24 protein-coding genes and 1 pseudogene are annotated in these 24,294 nt (G+C 56.4%); 9 read left to right on the top strand and 16 right to left on the bottom strand.

The window, feature by feature from the left end; all coding sequences use genetic code 11:
* Positions 1-65: 65 nt before the first annotated feature.
* The 4 genes from UN63_RS14100 to UN63_RS14085 form a co-directional block, all read right to left on the bottom strand.
* Positions 66-266, bottom strand: a complete 201-nt coding sequence (locus tag UN63_RS14100; RefSeq protein WP_219821178.1) for a hypothetical protein — start codon at positions 264-266, stop codon at positions 66-68.
* 44 nt (positions 267-310) lie between these two features.
* Positions 311-520 carry a DUF3565 domain-containing protein gene (locus tag UN63_RS14095; RefSeq protein ID WP_104487661.1) on the bottom strand — a complete coding sequence of 70 codons (210 nt, stop codon included), beginning with the start codon at positions 518-520 and terminating at the stop codon, positions 311-313.
* Between the two features lie 182 nt (positions 521-702).
* Positions 703-1,044 carry a PBPRA1643 family SWIM/SEC-C metal-binding motif protein gene (locus UN63_RS14090; RefSeq protein ID WP_104487660.1) on the bottom strand — a complete coding sequence of 114 codons (342 nt, stop codon included), beginning with the start codon at positions 1,042-1,044 and terminating at the stop codon, positions 703-705.
* Positions 1,045-1,178: 134 nt separating this feature from the next.
* Positions 1,179-1,685: a DUF3087 domain-containing protein gene (locus UN63_RS14085; protein ID WP_104487658.1), complete on the bottom strand. Its 507-nt coding sequence runs from the start codon at positions 1,683-1,685 to the stop codon at positions 1,179-1,181.
* Between the two features lie 131 nt (positions 1,686-1,816).
* On the opposite strand from UN63_RS14085, the gene UN63_RS14080 reads away from it, so the two are divergent.
* The gene (locus tag UN63_RS14080) at positions 1,817-2,314 is read left to right on the top strand and encodes a LabA-like NYN domain-containing protein (protein ID WP_229793539.1); all 498 of its coding nucleotides are present in this window, start codon (positions 1,817-1,819) and stop codon (positions 2,312-2,314) included.
* Positions 2,315-2,369: 55 nt separating this feature from the next.
* Here UN63_RS14080 and rplY read toward each other — a convergent pair whose 3' ends face one another.
* The 11 genes from rplY to ectA all read right to left on the bottom strand — a co-directional run bounded on the left by rplY (position 2,370) and on the right by ectA (position 16,594).
* Positions 2,370-2,657, bottom strand: coding sequence for a 50S ribosomal protein L25 (gene rplY, locus UN63_RS14075; protein ID WP_104487656.1), 288 nt, complete (start codon positions 2,655-2,657; stop codon positions 2,370-2,372).
* A gap of 169 nt (positions 2,658-2,826) precedes the next feature.
* A complete protein-coding gene (hrpA, locus tag UN63_RS14070; protein WP_244905184.1) occupies positions 2,827-6,702 on the bottom strand; it encodes an ATP-dependent RNA helicase HrpA in 3,876 nt (1,291 codons plus the stop codon).
* An 813-nt stretch (positions 6,703-7,515) separates the two neighbouring features.
* Positions 7,516-7,992, bottom strand: a complete 477-nt coding sequence (locus UN63_RS14065) for an outer membrane lipoprotein (protein WP_219821177.1) — start codon at positions 7,990-7,992, stop codon at positions 7,516-7,518.
* Between the two features lie 259 nt (positions 7,993-8,251).
* Positions 8,252-9,388, bottom strand: coding sequence for an MFS transporter (locus tag UN63_RS14060; RefSeq protein ID WP_104487652.1), 1,137 nt, complete (start codon positions 9,386-9,388; stop codon positions 8,252-8,254).
* 93 nt (positions 9,389-9,481) lie between these two features.
* Positions 9,482-10,216 (bottom strand): hypothetical protein, encoded by a 735-nt coding sequence (locus UN63_RS14055; protein ID WP_104487649.1) that lies wholly within the window; start codon positions 10,214-10,216, stop codon positions 9,482-9,484.
* Positions 10,217-10,248: 32 nt separating this feature from the next.
* Positions 10,249-11,871, bottom strand: coding sequence for a DUF2813 domain-containing protein (locus tag UN63_RS14050; RefSeq protein WP_104487646.1), 1,623 nt, complete (start codon positions 11,869-11,871; stop codon positions 10,249-10,251).
* Positions 11,872-11,919: 48 nt separating this feature from the next.
* The gene (gene ppiC / locus UN63_RS14045) at positions 11,920-12,201 is read right to left on the bottom strand and encodes a peptidylprolyl isomerase PpiC (protein WP_104487644.1); all 282 of its coding nucleotides are present in this window, start codon (positions 12,199-12,201) and stop codon (positions 11,920-11,922) included.
* Between the two features lie 215 nt (positions 12,202-12,416).
* Entirely contained in the window at positions 12,417-13,853 is a 1,437-nt protein-coding gene (locus UN63_RS14040) for an aspartate kinase (protein ID WP_229793540.1), read from the bottom strand.
* A 144-nt stretch (positions 13,854-13,997) separates the two neighbouring features.
* Positions 13,998-14,399 carry an ectoine synthase gene (locus UN63_RS14035; protein ID WP_104487639.1) on the bottom strand — a complete coding sequence of 134 codons (402 nt, stop codon included), beginning with the start codon at positions 14,397-14,399 and terminating at the stop codon, positions 13,998-14,000.
* Between the two features lie 330 nt (positions 14,400-14,729).
* On the bottom strand, positions 14,730-16,001 hold the full coding sequence (gene ectB / locus UN63_RS14030; RefSeq protein WP_104487637.1) for a diaminobutyrate--2-oxoglutarate transaminase: 1,272 nt from the start codon (positions 15,999-16,001) through the stop codon (positions 14,730-14,732).
* Between the two features lie 74 nt (positions 16,002-16,075).
* Positions 16,076-16,594: a diaminobutyrate acetyltransferase gene (gene ectA / locus UN63_RS14025; protein ID WP_104487635.1), complete on the bottom strand. Its 519-nt coding sequence runs from the start codon at positions 16,592-16,594 to the stop codon at positions 16,076-16,078.
* A gap of 290 nt (positions 16,595-16,884) precedes the next feature.
* Between ectA and UN63_RS14020 the strand changes: the two genes are divergently transcribed.
* The 7 genes and pseudogenes from UN63_RS14020 (at position 16,885) to cdd (ending at position 22,324) form a co-directional block, all read left to right on the top strand.
* Positions 16,885-17,094 (top strand): cold-shock protein, encoded by a 210-nt coding sequence (locus tag UN63_RS14020; RefSeq protein ID WP_104487633.1) that lies wholly within the window; start codon positions 16,885-16,887, stop codon positions 17,092-17,094.
* Between the two features lie 130 nt (positions 17,095-17,224).
* Positions 17,225-18,136 carry a tetratricopeptide repeat protein gene (locus UN63_RS14015; protein ID WP_104487631.1) on the top strand — a complete coding sequence of 304 codons (912 nt, stop codon included), beginning with the start codon at positions 17,225-17,227 and terminating at the stop codon, positions 18,134-18,136.
* A 99-nt stretch (positions 18,137-18,235) separates the two neighbouring features.
* Positions 18,236-18,574: a MaoP family protein gene (locus UN63_RS14010; RefSeq protein WP_104487667.1), complete on the top strand. Its 339-nt coding sequence runs from the start codon at positions 18,236-18,238 to the stop codon at positions 18,572-18,574.
* A 417-nt stretch (positions 18,575-18,991) separates the two neighbouring features.
* Positions 18,992-20,413: an exodeoxyribonuclease I gene (sbcB, locus tag UN63_RS14005; protein WP_104487629.1), complete on the top strand. Its 1,422-nt coding sequence runs from the start codon at positions 18,992-18,994 to the stop codon at positions 20,411-20,413.
* A 10-nt stretch (positions 20,414-20,423) separates the two neighbouring features.
* Positions 20,424-20,762: a CidA/LrgA family protein gene (locus UN63_RS14000; RefSeq protein ID WP_104487665.1), complete on the top strand. Its 339-nt coding sequence runs from the start codon at positions 20,424-20,426 to the stop codon at positions 20,760-20,762.
* A pseudogene (locus UN63_RS13995) lies at positions 20,759-21,447 on the top strand (LrgB family protein). The gene UN63_RS14000 and the pseudogene UN63_RS13995 overlap by 4 nt, the downstream one beginning before the upstream one ends.
* A gap of 19 nt (positions 21,448-21,466) precedes the next feature.
* Positions 21,467-22,324 (top strand): cytidine deaminase, encoded by an 858-nt coding sequence (gene cdd / locus UN63_RS13990; RefSeq protein ID WP_104487627.1) that lies wholly within the window; start codon positions 21,467-21,469, stop codon positions 22,322-22,324.
* Positions 22,325-22,531: 207 nt separating this feature from the next.
* On the opposite strand, the gene recR is transcribed toward cdd, so the two are convergent.
* On the bottom strand, positions 22,532-23,137 hold the full coding sequence (recR, locus tag UN63_RS13985) for a recombination mediator RecR (protein ID WP_104487625.1): 606 nt from the start codon (positions 23,135-23,137) through the stop codon (positions 22,532-22,534).
* Positions 23,138-24,026: 889 nt separating this feature from the next.
* Here recR and UN63_RS13980 point away from each other — a divergent pair.
* Positions 24,027-24,294 (top strand): hypothetical protein (locus tag UN63_RS13980; RefSeq protein WP_146084754.1); only part of this gene is annotated, 268 nt, incomplete at its 3' end.

The following is a 24,294-nucleotide window of genomic DNA, read 5'->3' as shown; positions in this document are numbered from 1 at the left end:
ATGGCACCAGTCCGATCAGATATTTTAAAAATAACGGCATCACAACATCATTGTGAACGAAGTGATTAATAGCCCATCATTCCCGACCCCAATCCCAGGCCGTGCATGATGCCACCAAACACCGCCCCCAGGATCATGAAGATAATCGTCAAAACGATAAATGCCGGTATGGAGGCGATGGCAAACTTGACCATAAACATCACCATGGACATAAATGGCATTTTTATATCGACCACGGTCACTTCCTGTTTTTCATTAATCTGCATGTCGGCCACATCAAACTCCCATCAATAAAATCATCGGATTAGCCTCACACTGTAGTATCTTTTGGTTCATCTCGATCACACTTTTTGCACGACAACAAATGGCCCAGCATGCTTTCTCTGCCGGAGACGGTAATGACCCAGGGCCGGTTGATGAAAGGCGGCTGATGACGCACATGCTGAAAATGGCCGCATTGTAATTCTGCTACCCAGTCATGCTCTTCATCCAGGTGATAACCGACAATAGCTTGTTGCATCAAAATGACTCACTTAATCGCTGAAACTGGACTGATCGTTTTTTAGCCCTCGGAACAGGCAAACACACCGCCGAGATGGAAATTATCTGGATGACAGATAATAAAAAGAGAGACAGACAACGAGTCCGCCTCTCTTATGTTTATCACCTCACAGCACTATTGGCCCTGGCGTTGAAAATGCCTTAACCGCAGCACTTCTTGTATTTATTACCGCTGCCGCAGCTGCAGGGATCGTTGCGCTCGGGCGTCTTTTCCTGCTGGACGGTATTTGCCTTGTTGAGCAAAGCGGTCAGCTCAGAGATGGACTCGACCGCCCCCTCATTGGTATCGATACTCACCTCTGCATACAGCCGGGCCTCGGCCACCAGGGCTTCAACTTCCAGCTTTCGAGCTTCACTGGTCACCATCAGCGTCAGCGGATGCTTCTTGCTGCCGAGCTTGTAACTGGCCTTGGTCTGATAGCCGTAACTGATATGGCTTTGGCGCGCATCCTGGCGGCCCTTGAAGAAAAACTTGTCTGACATGTCGTCATCCCTACTGCTTGAAAGGACAGGGGCTATCACCATCTATGCGCTGGCCGCTGCTGAAATGAAGGGTTGCTGGCGCGCAATACCCGTATCATGGTTCGATAAAAGAGGGGCATTGTACTCGAGCGCCGTTAAAACCGCTTCAGAATCCTGTCATCATAATCATCAACATTCAGCGTTACGTTGAACTTGGCTGCCAGTGTGTCGAGCTGCGCCTGTTTGGTATTCAATTCATCCATGATGATGACGTTATCGTCCAGTTTCCACAGCTGCCGTGAACCGGCATAACTGTAATGAAGTACCTGCAGCGCATCGGCATCGCCTGTATTGGCGGCGGCTTCCAGCTTGCGCATTTTACGGGTAATTTTGTTCAGTGACTGCTTAAGCTCCCATACATACAGCACTTCGGTCAGGTAATCATGATGGCGATACTTGCTCAAGCCCAGCCCGACGGCCGCCGCCGTTACCAGCACACCCAGCGCATTCCAGTGAAAATGACTCTCGCTCGGACTCGGAAACAGGGCGATAAGGGTTTGCGATACCAGCAGACTGCCCGCCGCCAGGACCAGGGCACAGCCAATGAGAACGCGATTCAAATGGCGACGATAACGGGTTTTATCGATGTCGATTAACTTCATAACGACCTGAAAGAAAAGTAAAAAGTTAGCGCATTATATCCAGAAAGCACCTTGCTCACTACCGCCGGGAACAGTATGCAGGCATTCAAATGCCGAACTCTGCTACCCTATATGTCCGATGTAAACCAACCTTGAGCAACGCCGTGCCGACCATGCAGGAAAAAGTCGCGATTTTTGTAGATGTACAGAATGTGTATTACACCTGCCGGCAGGCGCTGGGGGGCAATTTCGACTACAACGCCTTCTGGGCCGAAGTGGCCGACGGTCGCGAGGTGGTGGCAGCCTATGCCTATGCCATCGACCGGGGCGACGAGAAGCAGCGCCAGTTTCAGAACATTTTGCGAGCCATCGGTTTCGATGTGAAGCTCAAGCCCTTTATCCAGCGGGCAGACGGCTCGGCCAAAGGCGACTGGGATGTCGGCATTACCATCGACATGCTGGAGTCGGCGGCCATCGCCGACACCCTGGTACTGGTGTCCGGCGACGGGGATTTTGCCATTCTTGCCGACAAGCTGCGCCAGAATTACAACAAGCGGGTTCAGGTATACGGCGCCCCCGCCCTTACCGCCAAGGCGCTGATGGATGCAGCCAGCGACTTTATTGCCATCGATCAGAACCTGCTGCTGTAAATCGCAGGCACAAAAAAACCGCCTTGCGGCGGTTTTTTCAGCATTCAATTCGCAATTAAGCGCGAACGAAATCCAGGTGGGTCAGCTTCGGCTTGAAGGGGTGACGCTGTACGTCCTGAACCTTCACCTTCACTTCCTGACCGTCGATAACCAGAGTCAGCACTTCGCTGTAGAAAGCGTTGTCGGCCTGGGCGAGGTTGGCTTTTTTGTGGTCCAGAGCGATAGCTACCGGCTCCTGGCCTGCACCGTAAACGATGGCAGGGATCTTGTCTTCATGACGCAGGCGGCGGCTCGCACCTTTCCCCAGGTCTGAACGAACTTCAGCTTCAAATACGAATGACATAATTTTCTCTCTTAAAGGTTAGTGGCGAACGATGCGACCGGCATTCGCCTGTAAAAAGCGCGCGGATGGTAACATGCACGGGCCCCGGCGACAAGGTAAAGCAAGGGCCGTGAGGCGTTAAGGGTGAGACACGAACACTCCAGGTTTTTTACTCCTCTCCCTTCACTCTTCACAAAGTATTTATCTGCTGCTGGATGCGCTTGTCCGAAATGGGATACGGGGTGCCCAGGGTCTGGGCGAAGAACGACACCCGTAACTCTTCCAGCATCCAGCGGATTTCCGCCACCTCGGGCGCCAGCGGCTTGCCCTTCGGCTGCTTGTTCAGCAACGACTGGTAAGCCTGCTGCACCTGCTGAATTTTCAGCAGGTGTGCCCGATCCCGGTGCGGATCTATGGCCAGTTTGTCCAGCCGGCGCGACAGTGCCTCCAGATAACGACCGAGATCTGCCAGCCGTTCGGCACCCGCGCCAGTCACAAAGCCGCGGAAAATCAAGCCGTCCAGCTGGGCCTGAATGTCCGACATGGCCATGGCCTGCGCCAGATCTATCTTACCCTTCAGCCGTTTCTTGACGGCGTGGGCCCGGCTCAACACTTCTTCTACCTGCAAGGCGATGTCGGCCACGGTCTGATTCAGTTCTCCGGCGACCTTGTCCTTCAGCGCGGCAAACGCCTCCGGCGTCCAGGCCGGAGCGCCGTGCTTGCGCATCAGGGCATACACCCCGGCACGAATGCAGTCGTCCACCAGATCCAGCACCTTGCCGTAGGGGTTGAAATACAAGCCCAGTTTGGCCTTGTTGGGCAGTTTTGCGTGCAGGTACTTGATGGGCGACGGCAATTGCAGCAGCAAGAGGCGGCTCTGACCACTCCACATGGTCTGGGCCTGGCTTACCTCGTCTTCACACAGGGTCAGCGCCACGCTGTCACCCTGATCGGCAATGGCCGGATAGGCCTTCACCTCGAAACCGGCACGCTTGGCGGCGTAGGTTTTGGGAATGGTGCGCTCGGGAAAGGCCAATAGCCCGTCCTGCTCGAAACGGTCATCGTCCACCGCCTGGGTCAGCGCGGTCTGCACCTGCCCCTGCAACGACAGCTTGATGGCGTCCAGATCCCGGCCCGCGGCCAGCACCTTGCCATCGGCATCCAGTACGCAAAAACGCATGATCAAATGCACTGGCAGCGCCTGCCAGTCCCAGTCTTCTCGCGGCACCGTCACTCCGGTCATCCGGCGCAAGTGCTTCTCCATCTGATCGAGCAGCTCGCCTTCCAGCGGGGTCATGGCCGCCAGCAGGGCCTCGGCGAAGTTGGGCGCCGGCACAAAGTGTTTACGCATCGGCTTGGGCAGTGATTTAATCAGCCCAATCAGCAAGTCGCGGCGCAGACCGGGAACCTGCCACCGAAACGGCGCCGGTTGCACCTGGTTCAACAGCGGCAGCGGAATACGCACCGTGACCCCGTCTTCTTCCTGCCCCGGCTCGAACTGGTAGTCCAGCGCCAGGTTCAGGCCATGATGCTGCCAGGCATCGGGATAATCCTGAGTGGTGACCTTGTCGGCTCTTTCATTCAGCAGCATCTCTTCGGTAAAGTGCAGCAACTCGGGGTTGGCTTTGCGCGCCTGCTTCCACCAGTCATCGAAATGGCGAATCGACACCATATCGGCGGGTAATCGCTCGTCGTAAAACCGGAACAGGGTTTCGTCGTCAATCACCAGATCCCGACGACGCGACTTGTGCTCCAGAGCCTCGGCCTGCTCCAGCAGGGCCCGGTTGTGGTGAAAGAACTCGTGACGGGTCTGCAGCTCCCCTTCCACCAGGGCCTGGCGAATAAACAGCTCCCGGCACAATGTGGGATCGACCTGGCTGTAATTGACTCGCCTACGCACCACCACCGGCAGCCCGAACAGGTTCTGACTCAGGTAGCCCATGACGGCGCCCTGCTTTTTCGACCAGTAGGGCTCGCTGTAATTGGACTTCATCAGGTGAGCGCCCGCCTGTTCCAGCCATTCCAGATCCAGGCGGGCCGCGGTACGACCATAAAGACGATGGGTTTCGGTCAGTTCGGCCACCATCAGCCAGCGGGGCGGCTTTTTGGCAAGACTGGAGCCCGGAACCAGCACGAAGCGGGCGTTGCGGGCACCGAGGATGTCTTTTTTGTCGCCGTCACGCATGCCCACCTGACTGAGCATGCCGGTTAGCAAGGCCTGGTGCAGGCTATTGTAATCGGCGGGCTCGCTGTTGAGCGGAAAGCCCAGCTCGCGTACCACCAGCCTGAGCTGGCTGTATATATCCTGCCACTCGCGCACCCGCAGGTAGTTCAGGAACTCCTTGATGCACTGCTTGCGAAACTGGTTGCCGCTAAGCGCCTTCTGCTGCTCTTTCAGGTAGTTCCACAGGTTGATGTAAGCCATGAAGTCCGAGTCTTTGTCGGCAAAACGGCGGTGCATCTCGGCGGCGGCCTGTTGTTTGTCTTGCGGCCGTTCGCGGGGGTCCTGAATGCTGAGCGCGGCGGTGATCACCATGACTTCAGTCACGCAGCCGTGCTCGCGCGCCGCCAGCACCATGCGTGCCAGACGCGGGTCCACCGGCAACCGGGCCAGATCGCGCCCCAGCGGGGTCAGCGCCAGATTGCCCTGATCGCCGAGTACGGCGCCCAGCTCTTCCAGCAGCCGAATACCATCGCTGATGTTCTTGCGATCCGGTGCTTCCACGAAGGGAAAGGCGGAAATGTCGCCCAGGCCCAGAGAGAGCATCTGCAGGATGACCGAGGCCAGGTTGGTGCGCAGAATTTCCGGATCGGTAAATTCGGGCCGATTCATGAAGTCGTCTTCGCCGAACAGACGAATACAGATGCCCGCCTCTACCCGGCCGCAACGGCCCATACGCTGGTTGGCACTGGCCTGAGAAATGGGCTCAATCGGCAGCCGCTGCACCTTGGTACGGTACGAATATCGGCTGATGCGCGCGGTGCCGGGATCAATCACATAACGAATGCCGGGCACCGTGAGCGAGGTTTCGGCCACGTTGGTGGCCAACACGATGCGTCGGCCGCTGTGGGATTCGAAAATGCGGTTCTGCTCGGCGTTGGACAGTCGGGAATAGAGCGGCACCACCTCGGTGTGACGCAGTTCCAGCTTGTTGAGCGCATCGGCGGTGTCGCGAATTTCCCGCTCGCCGTTCATGAAAATCAGAATGTCGCCCGGGCCTTCCTGGGTGAGCTCGGTTACCGCATCGAAAAGGCCCTGCAGCTGATCCCGCTCACGGTCGTCGTCCACCAGCGGTCGATAGCGCAGTTCCACCGGATAAGTACGGCCCGACACCGTTATGATGGGCGCCTGGTTGAAATGCCGCGAAAACCGCTCGGGATCTATGGTGGCTGAGGTGATGATCACCTTGAGATCGGGTCTTTTCGGCAGCAACTGCTTCAGATAACCCATGATGAAGTCGATATTCAGGCTTCGTTCGTGGGCTTCATCGATGATGATGGTGTCGTACTGGCGCAGCATGCGGTCTTGCTGAATTTCGGCCAGCAGAATACCGTCGGTCATCAGCTTGACCTGGGTGCCTTCGCTTATCTGATCGTTGAAACGCACCTTATAGCCGACCCGCTGGCCCAGCTCGCATTCCAGCTCTTGTGCCAGTCGGGTGGCCACGCTGCGTGCCGCCAGCCGCCGGGGCTGGGTGTGGCCTATGGTGCCGTCTACGCCCAGACCCAGCTCCAGACACATCTTGGGGATCTGGGTAGTTTTTCCGGAACCGGTTTCGCCGGCGATGATCACCACCTGGTGATCACGAATGGCGGCTTTTATCAGATCCCGCTTTTCGCTGACCGGCAGCTGCGGCGGATAATGAATGGGATGGGCCAGCAATGCCTGCCGGCGGCGGCGCTCGGTGCTCGAGGCGATCATCTCGGCGGCAATGTTTGCCAGCACTTTTTCCTGTTTGGCCTGGGGTAGCTTTGCCAGCCCCTGCAACCGACGACGAAAACGGCCGCGTACGGCACCCCGGCACTCTTTCAGCTTTGCCTGCCACTGTTCAACGGACTGCGTCAAACCCAACCCCATTTACTCGATTAAAAACTGGCGCGCATTCTAGCAGAAATGAGCCGCGAAGGGAGCCAGGATGGCGCATCGCCTGCCATCGCCTGCCATCGTCAGGCTGTGGCTGCGCCGGCGCTATTCATCAAAAGCAAAGGTATTACCACCAAGGGCTCGATTTCTCTCGTAACACCGTGTTCGCAGCGACAAAATCTGCTCTAACTCCATTTTGATACATTCTGCCCACTTCGGTGGTGTTTTTATCATCATAAAATTTTTTCACCGGCATCAGCGATGGCCAAAGACCCGTTAAAAACGTGATTTAGATCCACAACAGGGTGATACGACACCTCCTACAACCAAGCAGCATCACACCACCAAATAAAACACTAAACCTATGATTTAAAAAAGATTAGTTTAATTGAAATGAAAAAACAACCAATCAATAACTGTGACAAACTGCCGTGAAACACAAAATAAACTTAATAAAACAGGCGTTACACCATCAGGGTGGCTAAATTAATGAATAAATAACAAAATACCGATTGAAAAGCCAACAGGATGTCCGTATATTGGTTGCACAGCCCATCGTTGAGGAAGGTTAAAAATGAAAGAGTTGATTATCACCGTCATTTTTACAGTTGGCGCCGCTTTAGTCGCCGTTTCTGCACCTTCCTTGGCACAGATGTAAATGAGCCCGGGAAGACAGGACTGTAAAACACATAAGAAATAAAAATATTTCCTGTAAGAAATAAGACTATTTCCAGAAAGCAAAAAGGCGCCCTCAAGGCGCCTTTTTGCTTTCTGCTGTTTGACCTTCAGTCTGGCTTAGTTGGGAGCCACACTCATGGTGCTACCCGAGCCCACCAGTCGTACCCGCTGGCCCGCCTGCCAGTTGCGATCGGCCTTTTGCACCACAATCAGGCTGTCACCCCGGTCGGTACGCACTTCAAGCTCCACCGCCTTGACCTGGTTGATTTTGTCTTCGGCCCGCGAGCCTACCATGGCACCAGCAATGGCTGCTGCCGCCGTGGCCAGTGATCGGCCGGAGCCACCGCCAACCTGGTGACCCAGCATACCGCCAACCACACCACCACCAAGGGTACCGATAAGATTCGGATTTTCGTCTCCGGCCTGAATGGTCACCGGTCGCACCGACACCACGGTGCCGTAGGTCACCGTTTGCGCCTGCTTGGCGGCACTGCTGCTATAGACATCACCGGAATACACATCCGGGTTGGCACAGCCCGCCAGGCCGAGCACGGCGACCACGGCAACCGCTGACAATGTTTTCATTTTCATCATGAACCCCCTATGGAAAGCGATACAGTCATTCTCGTTTTTATTACTGTAAAAGAATACAGACCCGACCGTAATAGCCTTTATTGCGGTCTTCATCGGCCGATGCCGACTGTTTCTGATTGGTTGGTACCAGTCTACCCTCATTTGGCCCAGAAATAAGCCCGGTGGCTCATGGTACCTGCTGATTGGCGAAGACCAGAAACCACAACGGCCGGCCCTGGGGCCGGCCGTTGCCGTTATTAAAGAAGATGAACGCACACGCTTAAATGGTGGTGCCCACCGGCTTGTCGGTCAGCAGACGCATCAGCAACAGCCACAGCGCCCAGCCGGCCACCAGCAGGATGACAAACAGGAACAGACCGGACCGGTATTTTTCCAGCATCATGCCCGCTATCACCGGGCCGGTCAGCGAGCCGATGCTGTAGGTAAACATCAGCTTCTGCGTCATTTTTACCAGGGCGCGACCGTTCATTTTGCCGCAGGCATACGCCATGGTCGTCGGGTACAGGGTGAAACCACCAGCGCCTAACAAAGCAAAGGCCAGCAACATGACTCCCTTGCCGTCGAATTCCCACAGCAACAGACAACCGGCACCTATCATCAGGGTTTGCACCGCCATCATGGTGCGCTTGCCGAGCTTGTCGGCCAAACTGCCATTAGGCAGCTGAAATGCCATGCCACACAGGATCAGCCAAGCCATATAAAGGCCAATCTCCTCACCCAAGGCCAGCTGTTCAAGCTGAATCGGCATTAACGCAGACAGGGTGCCTAACAACATACCTGCCACCAGACAACCCACCAGCCCCAGGGCGCGTTCGGCACGTGGTGGCTTGCCACTGGCACCGTTGCTCTCGGCTTCACTGTTCAAGTCAGGTTGCTTGGCCCACCATAATGGCACCACAGACAAAATACAGAAGCTGCTCGCCAACCAGAAACCCATCATGCCCGACAGTGGTACCCAGTCGATAAATAACTGACTAATACCATAACTGAAGTAGTACACCAGCATATAACGCGCCATTGAACGAGTACGTTGATGCAACGGCGCCACACCCAACACCCAGCTTTCAACCGCCACAAAGCCAATCGCAGCCGCCATGCCCGCTAACACCCGCAGCACCAGCCACACCGGTAACAGGCTGGTCCAGCTCAGCGCCAGGGCGGCCAGTGCCAGCGCAATACAGCAAAACACCAGCGCCCGCACATGCCCTAACCGCTCAATAAACTTATCGGCAAAAAAGCTCGCACCCAACATGCCAAGATAAAAAGCCGATCCTACCAGGCCAATTTGTGCCGCAGGCGCCCCCTGTGCGTTCAGGTACACCGCCACCAGGGTCAACAGAAAAGCGTTACCCAGGGTAAGCAGTGTCAAATGTAAATAAAGGGGTATTAAGTGCATGGCGCCTCCGGTTTTTGAGGCGCGCATTCTAGGTGGGGCTATTTTGCAAGTACAACGAGAAAAATTATGACTTTACCGCAATTTTTTTGCTGTTTAAGAGATGTTAATCGACAACTGCCAGATAATGCCCTGCCCCGTGGTCAGGGCGCCCAATATTAACAAAACAGCAACCGCAATCACCGGTGGCCGGGTCTGTTCTTTTCTCATCAAGGGCAGTAACCAGGTGATGGCACCAAGCAGTATCGCCGCGCTCATCTGGCCGAAGGGCACAATCAAATGGCTCATGTCCGCCTGAGCGGCGCTGCTGGCAACCATGGCCTGCACCAGCAACAACAGCAACCAGCCGACGGCAGAGGCGATACCCACCAGCGGCAGCAGGGTATTGAAGGCCTGCAAGCGATGCTTGGCCCGCACCATGATCAGGTGCGCAAACACACAACCACCGGCGCCGGCCGCCAGCAGTGCGGCCGGGCCCATTATGGTCATGATCCAGATACCATAAAGCACTGCCAGTGCCAGTGCCGGCGTGTGCCAGCTTAACGGCAGGCTGCGCTTGCCCTGCAGCCGCGCCTGATAAAGGACCGAGCCCAGGCCGGCGGACAATGCCAGCCCGCCCAGCCACAACAGAGGAGCCGGCACGGCGGCTTCCACCCCCAGCATCAGGGCCAGGCCAAATACCGCCCAGGTCGACAACAGACCGTCGCTGATGCGCCGACGCTGACCGGGGCAAAGATCGCCGTTTCGTAATACCCACAGCAGCAGGCCCAGGGCCGCAATGGCGGTTAATGCCAGTGGCGCAAACAACCGCGCCGGCAACAATTCTGTCATCGGTGATTCTCCAAAATATAAACCCGCGCATTCTACCGCTGTCGACGGGCAATCGCGACCATTCGGGCAAACATGCGTCGTAATTCCACCGGAACCAGCTGAACGCCCTGCAACTCGATGGCTTCCACCACCGCCAGCGCCATGCCCGGCTTGCTGCGCCGGCTGAGGGCGCGTTCGATAATACGAGTGGCCGGAGTATGTTTGTCGTAGATCTGTGCTTCCTGGCGAAACACCGATTCCAGTCCCCTGTCGAACAGATAATGTTCGATATCGAGCCGCGGCAATACGGTCAGATGATCCTCTTCCCGCTCGCCGCGCAACATGCTGCGCACGCCCTGAGCGTATTTCTGTCCGGCCTCGTCGCCATCGGTCAGCAGATGCCAGCCGATGCCAAAATCTCTCGCCACCTTGATCAAAGGACTGTGGCCACACTGGGCAAACTCGATGATACGGATGCCCTCGGCGGGCAAGACATAACCACAGATGCGGGCCAGCTCGTTCAGCAGCCAGATCTCGGTTTCTCCCTCCACCAGCAGCCAGTAACGGGCAAACAGCGACATGGGTCTGTTGATACGCACATGAAAGGCGATACGGCGCATGTCTTCGCCATTGTATTTTTCGTTACCAATCTGAAAGCTTTTGGTTTCGAGCTCTGTCCGCACCAGTCGGCGCAGATGATTGAGCGGAAAGGCCGACAGCAGGTCGCCGGAATTGGTGGTCACCAGCTTCTGCCCCGGAAAACGCTCCAGAATGCCCCAGGTCACCGCCAGCATGGTGGGATGCAGTCGGCTTTCGGGATCTTCAATCAGCAGCATGGGACGGGAGCCCACTTCGATGGGACGTCCGCCCCGCGCCTGCAGTATGGTACGGGCCATCGCCGACAGCGCCAGCGACAGACCGCTTTCTTCACCCATCGGCTGCCAGTCGTTCAGCTTGCCCAACTGACTCAGGGTGACCGGGTGAATGGCGATGTCCCGCGCCCGCCGGGGAGCCCGGCTGGTGGCGCCCTGGGGGGTGAAGTAGTGTTCAAACAGCTGACGCACCGCGTCCAGCCCGGCCTTGATATCCCGCAGGCTCAGATCTTCTTCTTCCGCCAACTGCTCACTCAGCCGCGTCAGCAATTGCTCGTAATCGCCGTTCAGGTTGACGATGGGCAGATCCTGAGGTGTGCCCCGGGAGTCACGCAGGCGAAACACCGGGTTCATTTCTATCAGGCTATGCACCAGCTTGTGAGCGTCATCCAGCTCGATGGGGACACCGCCACCGTCCACAAAGCCGTGTTCGCTGATGATGCCCTCGGCAGTACGCCTTGCTCGGGCCCGGTAATGAACCCGATGAAAACTGTCCTTGTGTTTGACCCAGACCGGCTCCAGTCGCGCCAGCCGTGCCGAATGCTCACTGATGCCGGGCCTGTGCTCTCGGTAACTGAGCACAATTTGCAGCTCGTCAATCGTTTCATCCGGCTCTGGACGGTAAAAATCCTCGTCCACAAACTGGTAGCAGCAACCACCCTGCCCCATCAGCCGCCACAGGGCCCGAAACAGGCTGGTTTTACCCCAGGCATTCTCACCCATCAGCGCCGTGCTCTGATTGAGTGTCAGCGACAACTGGTTAAGGCCCATGAAGTTACGGATCTGAATGTGCTCGAGAAACATACGCTATCCTTGGTGAGCCACTGCCTTGTCAACCGACAGGATGACCGGTCAATTACGGTACAGCACCTTGATCAGATGATAGCCGAAACGAGTTTTCACCGGCCCCTGAATGACCAACTCGGGGCCACCGAACACCGCCTTGTCGAAAGGGCCGACCATATCACCCTTGTTGAATTCCCCCAGATCACCACCACGCTTGCCGGAAGGACAGGTAGAGTGTTTTTTGGCGAGCTTGTGAAAGTCGCCGCCCTTGTCCAGTTGCTGTTTTATCGCCAGACATTCGGCTTCGGTTTTTACCAGTATATGCAGGGCACAGGCACGTTTTGCCATGAGAAGAGTCCAGATTGCAGAAAACAATGGTTCAGTGTGCCAAAAACGGCCGGTACTGGGAAGAAGGCTATGTTTTGTAGGCCCCGTTTCAACGGGGATAATCACCGCCGATGGCTGGCTCGCCCGACTAAAATCGGGCCTACAGGCAGACACAAAAAGCCCGGTGCTCCTTGTCGGAAACACCGGGCTTTTACTGACCACATAACGCTATCGCGTTACGCCACCGCCAGCGCTACCGTCTCGGCGTGGGTCTGCACCAGTTCGTCGTGCAGAGACACCACCGCCTGCTCGTAGTACTCGTCATCGACGATAAACTGCATTTCCACCGCGCGCAGCGACTGGTGTACCGCTCGTACCGGCACATTGGCCTTGTTCAGGGCACCCACCGAGCGGGCCAGCAGGCCCGGAATGCTCATGTCACTACCCACTGCCGACACCAGCGATACCTTGTGGGTATTCACCTCAGCATTGTCGAACCGATGCTGCAAAGCGCTGACCAGGGTGCGCACCGTTTTACGGTTGCCGGACACATAATAGGTCAGGGTGTTGGCGTTCATGTCCTTGGCCACCAGATTCAGCTTCATGCGATCCAATTCGTCGGTGAAGCACTCTGCATAATGGGATACCCGGCCCACCATGTCCTGATCGAACAGCTCCACCGCAAACAGATTACGACGACCGGCCACCATTTCCACACAGGGTGAGGGGCTGCGATAGTCGGTAGTAATCAGGGTGCCTTCGTGATCCGGCTCGAAGGTGTTGCGCACCCGCAAAGGAATATTCTGCTGACGCAGGCCCTTGGCGGCCTGAGGGTGAATGGCTTCCATCCCCAAGTTGGACAGCTGATCGGTCACATCGTAGTTGGTGCGGCCGATGGGGATCACCTGATCTTCGCCCGCCAGTCGCGGGTCGGCACTGCTCAGATGATATTCCTTGTGAATAATGGCCTCGCGAGCGTCACTCAGCACCGCCAGCCGGCTGAAGGTCATTTCACTGTACCCCCGGTCGAACCGGCTCATCAGCCCTTCTTTGCAATGGGCATAACCGGTCACTACCGGCAGCTGGCTGGACAAGTCGAAGCGCTCCATCGCCTGCTCCAGTACCTGATCCAGCGGCAATGCCTCGTCGGTGCGCCAGCCGGTCAGGTCCATCAATACCGCATTCACGCCGCTCTGACGCAGATACAGCACCATGTTGTGGGCACTGTGGGCCTCGCCCATGGCGGCCAGCAGTTCTCGAATGGTCTGCAACTGTTCCGCCAGCTGAAACTGACCGAAGGCGCAGACCTGGCGAAGATGATGCAGACAGTCGCGAATACCGGCGATGCGGTCGTGCAGAAAAGAGTCTGCCAAGGCTCTCTCGGGGCTCAGGCCAAACATCTCCTTGTTGATCTGGGCCATGCGGTTACTGACGTTGTCCAGCGTCTGTTCCCAGGCACTGTCGTCTTCCGCATCCGCAAAGGTGGCATAAACGCCGGGGGCGCCGGTGCGTTTGCACTCCAGCAGGCCGTCGGTAATGCCGCCGAAGGCCGATACCACCAGCATGCGCTGATAGTATTCGCCGGGCTTACGCTTGTGCAGCACGATATTATCCCGCACCGCCTGATACTGGCTCATGGAGGTACCGCCAATTTTTTCTACTGTGTGTGACACTATCATTCCCTTAATATTTTTATTGGATGGTCGCCGTGTTCGCACATTTTCAGTGGGCCTGGGATACTTATCTTCATATGAAACCCTGCCCAGTGAAAATGTCCGTGGTCGGGGGCTGGCCCCCGACGCGGTGAGGCTTTATCTTCAGGCTTCTTCGGTGTCCAGCGCATAGACACCGTCGGCGTCATGCACTTCCTTGCCGCTCAGCGGCGGATTGAACACGCAAGCCAGCTTCATGTCTTCGCTGCCGCCGCGCAGCAGGTGATTGTCGTGCTTGTCGAGGATATAGAGGGTGCCGGGCTGGATGGGGTAGATCTTGCCATCGGCCAGGTCTTCTATTTCGCCATTACCACTCATGCAGAACACCGACTCCAGGTGGTTCTGGTAATGGATATGGGTTTCGGTGTTGGCATAAATGGTGGTGATGTGAAACGAAAAGCCCATGTTGTCGTCTTTCAGCAGCATACGGGTGCTTTCCCAGGTGCCGGTTTCGGACCGGACACGGCGTTCGCTTTGTTCACATTCGGCAAGAGTACGTACTATCATGCTGTTTCCTTTCTTTTATTCTGTTTGCAGATAAAGAGGCAACACAGCCGCCTCCCACGACACGCCATAAACTCATCCCTGAGGGCTCGGGAAATGCCGTCCCTGGCATTTCACGGTCGTGGCCGTCGATCTCTGTTGCCTCTTTTTGAGCACCGAGTTGCCTGTAGACGACGCCAACAGGCCACTCTCTGGCATCAGGGAGGATAAAGGGATCTGCTCCGCCGACCCTCCGCACCAGGGACGGCGCGGTGGAGCCCCCATGGATGGGTTTATGGCGTGTCGGCGGAGCTGGCCCTTTATCCGAACGGGTCAAGACTGGCCAGGCAAGGCTTAAGACGCCTTCTTCAGGCGTTCGCCGGCGGTCTCGATGATGGACTCTTCCAACCAGTCCAGACCTTGGTTCAGTTCGGCTTCGGTGATAATCAACGGGCACAGACACTTCACTACTTCGTCGTTGGGGCCGGCAGTTTCAATAATCAGGCCGCGTTCGAAACACTTGGTCGTGATCACATCGGCAATATCGCCATCGCGACAGGCGATACCCTGCATCATGCCCCGGCCCTTGACCTTCACGAACAACTGCGGGAAGCGGTCAACCATGGCCTGCATACGTTTGGTGAGCAGCTCGCCCTTGGCCCGTACTTCGCTGGCGAAGACGTCGTCTTTCCAGAAGGTTTCCAGCGCCTTGCGAGCGGTGATGAAGGCATGGTTGTTGCCACGGAAGGTACCGTTGTGTTCACCCGGATCCCACTGATCCAACTCGGGACGCATCAGCACCAGCGCAAACGGCAGGCCCATGCCGCTTAGCGACTTGGACAGAGTGATAATGTCCGGCTTGATGCCGGCGGGCTCGAAGCTGAAGAAGGTGCCGGTACGGCCACAACCGGCCTGAATATCGTCGGCAATCATCAGAATGTCGTGTGCACGGCAGATTTTTTCCAGTCGCTGCAACCAGGCAACTGAAGAGGCGTTCAGACCACCCTCGCCCTGAACCACTTCGAACAGCACGGCGGCGGGCTTGTCGAGGCCACTGGAGTTGTCATTGAGCATGGTTTCGAACAGCAGCAGGCTGTCTGCACCGGCACCGGGATAACCGTCGTAAGGCAAGCGGCTGATATCGGCCATAGACGTACCCGCACCGCCTCTGTGATGCTGGTTACCCGTGGCAGCCAGGGCACCCAGACTCACGCCATGGAAACCGTTGGTAAAGGCCACAATATTGCTGCGACCGGTCACCTTGCGAGCCAGCTTCATCGCCGCTTCTACCGCGTTGGTGCCGGTGGGACCGGTAAACTGGGCCACATGGCTCATATTGCGCGGCTTGAGGATGATTTGCTGCAGTGCCGTCAGAAACGCCGCCTTGGCAGTGGTATGCATATCCAAGCCATGGGCGATGCCATCGGCCTGAATATATTCAATCAGCGCTTCTTTCAATACCGGGTGGTTATGGCCGTAATTGAGGGTGCCGGCACCGGCGAGAAAGTCCAGGTAGCGCTTGCCACTCTGGTCATGTAGCCATACACCCTGGGCCTTGTTAAAGGTCACCGGAAAAGAACGGGCGTAAGTTTGTACACTGGATTCCATTACATCAAAAATACTCATCTCGACTCCTTAAAGTCCTGAGTTCAAATCTAAAAATATAAAATTCGAAAAATACTGGGGGTCGGCCGGCAGGTTCAGCCGAGAGCAATGCGGTAGAGGATTTCGCTGCTGCTGCCACCATTGAAGTGACGCTGCTGGTCGAACAGCACGTGACGCACGCCCTGCCCTGTGCCCTGGCTGCGAGCCAGGCTTTCGAACAGTCCCCAGGAAGGGGCGTTGTCGGCGGTGATGGTGGTTTCGACGTGGGTGACGTCGGTACAGGCATCCGATCCCAACAGGGTATCGAGCAGGGTCCGACCCAGCCCTTCACCACGGGCGCGTTTATCTATGGCTACCTGCCAGACAAACAAGGTGTTTGGCTCGGCAGGTTTACGGTAGGCAGAGATAAACCCCAGCAGTGTGCCGTCTTCATCTTCGGCCAACATACAAGTGTCGGCAAAGTGCAGGCATTGCAGCAGATTGCAGTAGGTCGAATTGGTATCCAGGGGTTTACAACGGGCAATCAGGCTATTCACCTCATTACCGTCGGTAGACTTGGGATGGCGCAACAATAGTTGCAAATCAATGGTCGTGTCCGTGTCTGTATCAATCATTTATAGTCCTAAACTGTTTTAGTTAGTGGGCTAAGTAAAAACGCCCTATTAACCTAACAAACCATTGATAAATTGCAACCTTATCTCGCTTAAATTAATTTGAACAGCATGTATTTTACCGTCGTAATGTGACCAAAATTCCCAACATGAAGCCACAAACGGAACCACCTTAGGCCCAGTCACCACGGGAGATTGGCGGCCTTTCAGGCTTGCCTCATGGCGACCTGCTACTATCAATGCAGTGGCGATGCTTTTATCTCCACCTTGTCAGACTAAATCGGATACACACTATGAGTACGAAAGAAACAGGAACCGTAAAATGGTTCAACGAGGAAAAAGGCTTTGGATTCATCACTCGGGCTTCCGGGCCGGATCTGTTTGTGCACTTTTCCTCAATACAGGGCGATGGCTTCAAAACCCTGCAAGAAGGTCAGCCGGTCACCTTTGTCGTCACCCAGGGCAAGAAAGGACCACAAGCCGAAGAAGTAGAACTGGCTTGATCTCGTATCAGGCGGCACCCCGGTGCCGCCTAGTCATTATTTGAACACTACTCATTATTTGAACACCAGACATCATCGGGTTATCCTGCGCCGACTAGTTTTTGAGTCTTCCACCTCCAGTCGGTACCCCATGACCAAATTATTAATACCCCTCTGTTTTTTCATCGTGTCTTTGCCTCTTTTTGCTCAGGAAAAAACCGCCGTCCCCGCCGCAGAAGAAGCCAGGGCGGAAGAGCGCATCCCGCTCACGCCCTTTATGGAGCGCTATATGCTGGATGAGCTGAAGGCGCTGCGCAGCGAAATGGCCCGCTTTCAGGTCCACGTCATCGACGAGGTGGTTGAAAAGGAACTGGCTGTGGCCGACAAGGCCATCAGCTACGCCAACGTGACCGTGACCTATTTTTTCTATCTGCTGGCGGGAGCCGCCTCGGTACTGGCCATTGTCGGCTGGCAATCGTTACGGGAACTGAAGAAAACCGCTCGGGAATATGCCGAAACCGAGATGAAGAAAATCACCAGCACCTACGAACACAAGCTGAAACAGATAGAGCGCGAACTGCAGCGAAAAACCAAGGTTATTGCGGAGAACTACCGGGAAATAGAACGATTTCAGGAAATTCACGGCCTCTGGTTGCGCGCCAGTCAGGAGCAGAGTCCTCAGGCTAAAATCGATATCTACGATCAAATCCTGGACATCAAACCCGGCGATCTGGACGCCCTCACCCACAAGGCCGATGCGGCCCTGATGATGAACGAGCGCCAATGGGCTCTGAGCCTGTGCAACCGGGTACTACAGGTGGATCAGCAGAATGCCCATGCCCTGTATCAGCGGGCCTGTGCCCATGCGGGCGTGGGTAACGAAGATCAGGCACTGTCCGATCTGGAGCTGGCGGTACAGAGCAATGTGCACCTGCGTAGTGTGGCCGCCGATGACGAAGAATTCGATCCGCTGCGTCAGCACCCGCGCTTTATCGAACTGACCAGTGACGGCTCCGATCACAGCAGCGGAGAAGGTGAGTCAGAAGTCAAAAAACAGGCATGAAAAATTTTTTAATAACACGTGAAAAAAATTGATTTTGCGTACCGGGATGCAGTGCCATACTTTGCGCGAATCATAGAGCCACATAGAGTGAGAATGAATATGAGCTTTGAGTCAACCAAGCCGTTTCAGGACTTCGCCCATTTTCCTCGCGGTCTGCGTCGTTGTGGCGAATTTACCGTCGCGGAAGCCCAGCTGCTTGAACTATCCGGCCACGCCATGCTGGCGCTGTATACCGGACAACGGGCGCCGAGTTGTGATGACGAGCAACGCTTTTTCGAACAGGTACAGCAAGGCGCCGCCTCAGAAAGCCGCCATGCCAAAGTCTGGTTGAAATATCTGAAAGTCATCGGTCCCAAGCGCGTACATCGCCTGTGTTCACCCATGACTGCGGGTAGCGGCGACGACGACTACGAACCGGCAGAAGACTCCGCCGAGTAAACAGATAAATCGGGGGAGCTAACTCGCCTGCCTCTGTATTGCACAAACATGTTGCGCTCACAGGGTCGCCTTTATTCGACCCTGTCAGAAGCGGAGCATGTCTTGTGTTTGCGGTAATTTTCGGCAGCTATATGTTCGCGGCAAGCTGCTAGTCTGCGAAGACCTTGGGTTAACTGAATTCGCCCGACGAAAGACGGCGCGGCCGGAGATCTGTACTGGCCTCGTATCAATACCGTGTTCCAGAGCCAACACAGCACCTCCCGGCCAGGGTCGGGCCCGCAAACGACCTTGTTTCGCTTACCTCTGACCGCTTACGACTTACGGCTGCTTTTGCAAAATGATACCCTAGGCCCAGTTTTTTCCTGCCGGCCTCGATATAGCACCCGGTATGACCCACAGCGATAAAGACACCACATCATGAGCGACCAAGCAGCACTGCCCACTTTTCTGTTCCACGACTACGAGACGGCAGGCATCAATCCGGCTCTGGACAGGCCGGTGCAGTTTGCCGCCATCCGCACCGATGCCGAGCTGAACGAGATTGGTGAGCCGGTCATGTTCTATTGCCGGTTGCCGGTCGACTACCTCCCCTCGCCCGAGGCGACACTTGTCACCGGCATCACACCGCAAACCGCCCAGCAACAGGGATTGTGCGAGGCCGAGTTTATCGCCCGCATCCACGAGCAGTTCAGCCAGGCCGGCACCTGCATTCTTGGCTACAACAATATCCGCTTCGACGATGAAGTGACTCGCTACACCCTGTATCGCAACTTCTACGACCCCTACGCCTATAGCTGGCAGCAGGGCAATTCCCGCTGGGACCTGCTGGATGTGGCGCGCACCTTCTATGCTCTGCGTCCGGACGGCATCAAGTGGCCGGAAGACGAGGACGGCAAGCCCAGTTTCAAGCTGGAGCGGCTGACCGAGGCCAATGGTATCGATCACGGCAATGCCCACGACGCCCTGGCCGATGTGCGCGCCACCATCGCCCTGGCCCGCTTACTGCGCCAGGCCCAACCCAAGCTGTTCGACTATCTGTTCGAGCTGCGCAGCAAGCACAAGGTGAAGGCGCTGCTTGATGTCATCAACAGTAAGCCGCTGGTACATGTGTCCGGCATGTTTTCTGCCTGGAAAGGCTGTGCTAGCTGGATTGCGCCGCTGGCCTGGCACCCGGACAACGCCAATGCGGTGATTTGCGTCAACCTGGCCATGGATCTGACCCCGCTGGTCGAGCTGACCCCGGAGCAACTGCACGAGCGGCTTTATACCAAACGGGCAGATCTGGGCGAACTGGCGCCGGTACCGGTCAAGCTGGTGCATATCAACAAATGTCCGGCACTGGCCAAAGCGGCGGCGCTGACCGAGCAAAGAGCCGACGAGCTGGGTATCGACCGTGCCCGCTGCCGCCAAAGCCTGGATCTGCTGCGCCGTCATCCGGAAATCCGCGAAAAGGTGGTGGCGCTCTATCAGCTGCAGCGTGACTTCCCCCCCGTCACCGATGTGGATGCGGCGCTGTATCAGGGTGGTTTCTTCAGCGGGGCAGACAAGGCCGCCATGGCCATGGTGCGCAGCAGTACGCCGGATGCCCTCGCCGCCCTGCCGCTGCAGTTCAGCGATGCCCGCCTGCCCGAGCTGTTGTTTCGCTACCGGGCCCGCAACTACCCTCATACGTTGAGTGAACAGGAATGGCAACGCTGGCGACAGCATTGCCAAGACAGGCTGGCCGAACTGGCCGAGCCCTACATGCACCGACTGGAACAATTGGTGATCGAGCATCAGGAAGATGAAAACAAGCTGGCACTGCTTCAGGCGGTAGCCCGTTATGTTCAATCCCTTTAAGAGCCATCACATGAAACTGATTCGCGACTTTGCGGTGTTGCTGGCCTGCCTGATGGTAGGCAAGGGCATGGCAACACTCTTGCCGTTTTCGTTTCCGGGCAGCATTCTCGGACTCTTCGTACTCTTCTTTCTGCTCAGCACACAACTGATCCCGCTAAACTGGGTGCATGACGGCGGCCAGCTACTGCTGCGCCATATGAGGCTGTTGTTTATTCCGGTGGCCGCCGGCCTGCTCGGCTATGCAGACTTGCTGAGTGACGGCCTGGGGCTGATGATAAGCTCCGCCCTCAGCGGTCTGGTGCTGATCCTGCTGGTAGTGGGTCGGCTTTATCAGAGAATGCTGTCATGATGCTGTGGCTCGCAATACCGCTGACCGCCCTGCTTTATCTGCTGGTCAAGAAGCTGTCGCGCAGATACAAAAGCCCGCTGATGAATACCATCATGCTGCCGGCGCTGGCGATCATCGCCCTGCTGCTGCTGACCGGACAGGACCCGGCCGATTATCAGGCCGGCACCCGGCCCCTGACGTTGTTGCTGGAGCTGGCAGTGGTGTCTTTCGCCCTGCCGTTATATCAGCAGGCCGCCAAGATCCGCCAGCGACGGTGGCCCATCGTGCTGTGCTGCAGCCTGTCGGCCCTGATTTCGGTGGGCACCACCCTGGTTATCGGTGGCATGATGCAGGCCGAGCCCCGACTGCTGGCCTCCATCACGACCAAGTCGATTACCACGCCGCTGGCCATGAGCGTCAGCCAGACCATGGGCGGCATTCCGGCCATCGCGGCGGGGCTGGTGATCATCGTCGGCATGATGGGCGCCATCATCGGATTTCCGCTGCTGAAATGGGCCGGCATACATAACCCCGAGGCCCAGGGGCTGGCCATGGGCGCCAGTGCCCACGCCATCGGCACCGGTGCCGCCGTCGATGCAGGTCCGGTGCAGGGTGCCTTCGCCTCGCTGGCCATGGTGGTATGCGGCATCGCCACCGCGTGCTGGCCCCGCCGCTGTTTCATCTGTACCTTTGGCTGATTCATTAAGTTGAAAGAGGCGCTGTCGATGGAAAATGATGCACTCAAACAGACACTGCAGCAGCACAGACTCGAGGGTCTGTGTCGCTTAAGCCCGGAGCACGTTGCCACCCTGCTACAAGCGACCCGGCTGGGTGAGGACACTCTGGCACTGGCCCTGTTGCCGCTGGCCCAACAAAAAGCGCAGGTACCCGTATCCGGCTTTCGGGTAGGTGCCATCGCCATTGGCGGATCCGGATATTGGTACCTGGGCGCCAACATGGAAACCGTCGGCCTCCCCCTGAGCTCTGCACTGCATGCGGAGCAGGCCGCCATAGGCCATGCGGCGCTCTTTGATGAGCACCACATTGAGAAAGTGATTGTCAGCGCCAGCCCCTGCGGCCACTGTCGTCAGTTTATGCATGAGCTCAATCAAACCAGCCTCATGCTGGTATTGCCCGACGATCACTTCATGCTTGACGAGCTACTGCCTCATGCCTTTGGCCCGGCGGATCTGGGTCAGACTTACGGCATGCTCAACAGCCCGGCCGGCTCGCTTGGCCAGCAAAACAGTCAACAACAGAAGGCGCAAGACCTGGCTTGCCTGTCCGCCCTGGACGAAGCCAACGCCAGCTATGCCCCTTATAGCCATAACCGTGCTGGTGTGGCCTTGTTACTGGACGATGGTCAAATCTGCCGCGGCCGTTATCTGGAAAATGCCGCCTTCAACCCCAGCCTCGGCCCCATGCAGCTCGCCCTGAGTCAGCTGTTTTTGCAGGGCTATACGCCCGACCAGATCCGGCGCGCCTTTATCGTGGAAGCCAGTGCCGACGTACAGCAGTGTGATGCCGCTGCCCGGCTGCTGAGCCAGCTAAGTGCGGTCACGCTTGACCGACTGGTTTTATAGGTCTCTGTATAGGACACAGTGAGGTGTAAAGCGTGAGGGGAGAAACGGCGCCAAGCCGAGATCATGCATACCATCTTTTGTAGGGTCGACTTATTTTAGGTAAGAGTATTCGACCAAAATTACGGCACGGCCTTAAAACGGTCGAATGAATTCGACCCTACACGGTGTTTCTCCTCACCCCTCACCCCTCACCCCTCACCAGCAGTGTCAATCTGCGAAGGTCTTGCGCCCCATGAAGGAGTGGCTGAGGGTGTTGCCGTCCACCAGATCCAGTTCGCCGCCGATGGGCACACCGTGGGCGATGCGGCTGACGCCAACGCCATGGCTGCGCGCGATATCGGCAATGAAATAGGCAGTTGCTTCCCCTTCCACCGTGGGGTTGGTGGCCAGGATCAGTTCTTCGAACGACTCGGTAGCCAGCCAGTCGGCCAGATTATCCAGCCCCAGCTCTTCCGGTCCTACCCCGTCGAGAGGCGACAGATGCCCCATCAACACGAAATAACGTCCCTGATACTGACCGGTCTGCTCGATGGCCACCACATCGGCCGGGCTTTCGACGATACAGAGCTGACCGCTGATGGCTCGCTTGGGGTTGGCGCAAAGCGGGCAAATCTCTTCTTCGGTGAAGGTGCGGCACTGACGGCAATGGCCAATCTTCTCCAGGGCCTGATCCAGCACATGCGCCAGGCGACGGCCACCGGCGCGCTGACGCTCCAGCAGGGCGAAGGCCATCCGCTGGGCCGACTTGGGCCCAACCCCGGGCAGCACTTGCAGGCTCTTGATCAATTCATCCAACAGGGGGCTAAAACGCATGAGGTCACTCTCTTAAACAACATATTGATCATCCGGTGTCATGGCATCAAGCAACCGGCGTATTGTGGCCCGGACCCGTTCGCAGGCATGGGCTCTCCCGCTCCCTAGGGGTGTCCCGTTACTGTGCATTAATGACGTTGTCGCCGTGCGGGACACACCTAATACAAGGAAACGAAAAAAACAGACTAAAAAATAGGCTCATGATTAATCCTATCCGTCAGCGGTAATCCGCATACATTCAGGCCCATCAACGATCCCTCTCTGCACCTGCGGCCGGCCCGCTCGGCACGAGTTGCTCGGGCGCCCGACCCTGCCAATACCAGCCATTTACCCTGACAGGTGCGGTTTTACCATATTTCCGTCCGTTGGCAGCACTCTGTAGAACCGACATTCCGCCCCGATTTTTAGATTTATTTTCGGCGAAGATGTCTACTCATTTTCAAAAAATGAGTGAATTAGCTGTTTGGAGGTCCATGTGTACGACAGAACATGGCTTTTAACCTCCTGAATTATGGATGAAAATAGCGCAACCGAACATTAATACACAATATCCTTCCGAGTGTCAGTCAGACCCTAATGCTGCTGGTTATTTTGTGATGAACATCACTCTTTTTAATCCAGAAATTAGGTGCGGAATGACGGGTAGAACATGGAAACGAAAAAAAAGGCGAAATATAGACTAAAAGTTAACCACCTCCCACCTGTGGTGTATGTCAAGCTTTTAATACAAAAATTCGACAGCCACACGACGTGAGCCCTCGCAAGGAAGCGCACGTTCAATCAGAACAGATCAGGATGATCTATGTATAAAGGTAACAGGTACCGGCTTGGGACAAGCCGAGAGGTTGCGCATACCTGTAAAATAGCAACCTGTAGCTGCCTACTGGCCATGATGGCCGGATGTAGCAGCCTGGTCACGGAAGGGCCGGATGATCCACAGCCGCTTGACTCCTATGTCATCACGCTGAACATCTACGATGACTATGACAAACTTGACCAGGTACCTGATATCCCTCAGGCGGCCAAGATGAGCAAGGGGCAGCTTAAGGGCTACGCCAACTGGTCAGGTCAGTTCTGCCAGGTTCACTATGTTCATAATGACTACGAGACTCTGGTCCATGAACTCAAGCACTGTTTTTACGGCGCCTGGCACGACT

It is taken from the genome of Oceanisphaera arctica (genome assembly GCF_002936955.1).
In the GTDB taxonomy this organism is placed as follows: Bacteria; Pseudomonadota; Gammaproteobacteria; order Enterobacterales; family Aeromonadaceae; genus Oceanimonas; species Oceanimonas arctica.
Note: the sequence above shows the minus strand (reverse complement) of the source record. Positions and strands in the feature narration are given on the sequence as shown.

Coding starts and splice junctions, on each gene's coding strand:
- UN63_RS14015 (WP_104487631.1), top strand. CDS start 17,225: ATGACCAAATTATTAATACCCCTCTGTTTTTTCATCGTGTCTTTGCCT.
- ppiC (WP_104487644.1), bottom strand. CDS start 12,201: ATGGCAAAACGTGCCTGTGCCCTGCATATACTGGTAAAAACCGAAGCC.
- UN63_RS14090 (WP_104487660.1), bottom strand. CDS start 1,044: ATGTCAGACAAGTTTTTCTTCAAGGGCCGCCAGGATGCGCGCCAAAGC.
- UN63_RS14060 (WP_104487652.1), bottom strand. CDS start 9,388: ATGCACTTAATACCCCTTTATTTACATTTGACACTGCTTACCCTGGGT.
- rplY (WP_104487656.1), bottom strand. CDS start 2,657: ATGTCATTCGTATTTGAAGCTGAAGTTCGTTCAGACCTGGGGAAAGGT.
- UN63_RS14065 (WP_219821177.1), bottom strand. CDS start 7,992: ATGATGAAAATGAAAACATTGTCAGCGGTTGCCGTGGTCGCCGTGCTC.
- ectA (WP_104487635.1), bottom strand. CDS start 16,594: ATGATTGATACAGACACGGACACGACCATTGATTTGCAACTATTGTTG.
- UN63_RS14000 (WP_104487665.1), top strand. CDS start 20,424: ATGAAACTGATTCGCGACTTTGCGGTGTTGCTGGCCTGCCTGATGGTA.
- UN63_RS14085 (WP_104487658.1), bottom strand. CDS start 1,685: ATGAAGTTAATCGACATCGATAAAACCCGTTATCGTCGCCATTTGAAT.
- sbcB (WP_104487629.1), top strand. CDS start 18,992: ATGAGCGACCAAGCAGCACTGCCCACTTTTCTGTTCCACGACTACGAG.
- UN63_RS14095 (WP_104487661.1), bottom strand. CDS start 520: ATGCAACAAGCTATTGTCGGTTATCACCTGGATGAAGAGCATGACTGG.
- UN63_RS14100 (WP_219821178.1), bottom strand. CDS start 266: ATGCAGATTAATGAAAAACAGGAAGTGACCGTGGTCGATATAAAAATG.
- cdd (WP_104487627.1), top strand. CDS start 21,467: ATGGAAAATGATGCACTCAAACAGACACTGCAGCAGCACAGACTCGAG.
- UN63_RS14055 (WP_104487649.1), bottom strand. CDS start 10,216: ATGACAGAATTGTTGCCGGCGCGGTTGTTTGCGCCACTGGCATTAACC.
- ectB (WP_104487637.1), bottom strand. CDS start 16,001: ATGAGTATTTTTGATGTAATGGAATCCAGTGTACAAACTTACGCCCGT.
- UN63_RS14020 (WP_104487633.1), top strand. CDS start 16,885: ATGAGTACGAAAGAAACAGGAACCGTAAAATGGTTCAACGAGGAAAAA.
- UN63_RS14010 (WP_104487667.1), top strand. CDS start 18,236: ATGAGCTTTGAGTCAACCAAGCCGTTTCAGGACTTCGCCCATTTTCCT.
- UN63_RS14050 (WP_104487646.1), bottom strand. CDS start 11,871: ATGTTTCTCGAGCACATTCAGATCCGTAACTTCATGGGCCTTAACCAG.
- UN63_RS14035 (WP_104487639.1), bottom strand. CDS start 14,399: ATGATAGTACGTACTCTTGCCGAATGTGAACAAAGCGAACGCCGTGTC.
- recR (WP_104487625.1), bottom strand. CDS start 23,137: ATGCGTTTTAGCCCCCTGTTGGATGAATTGATCAAGAGCCTGCAAGTG.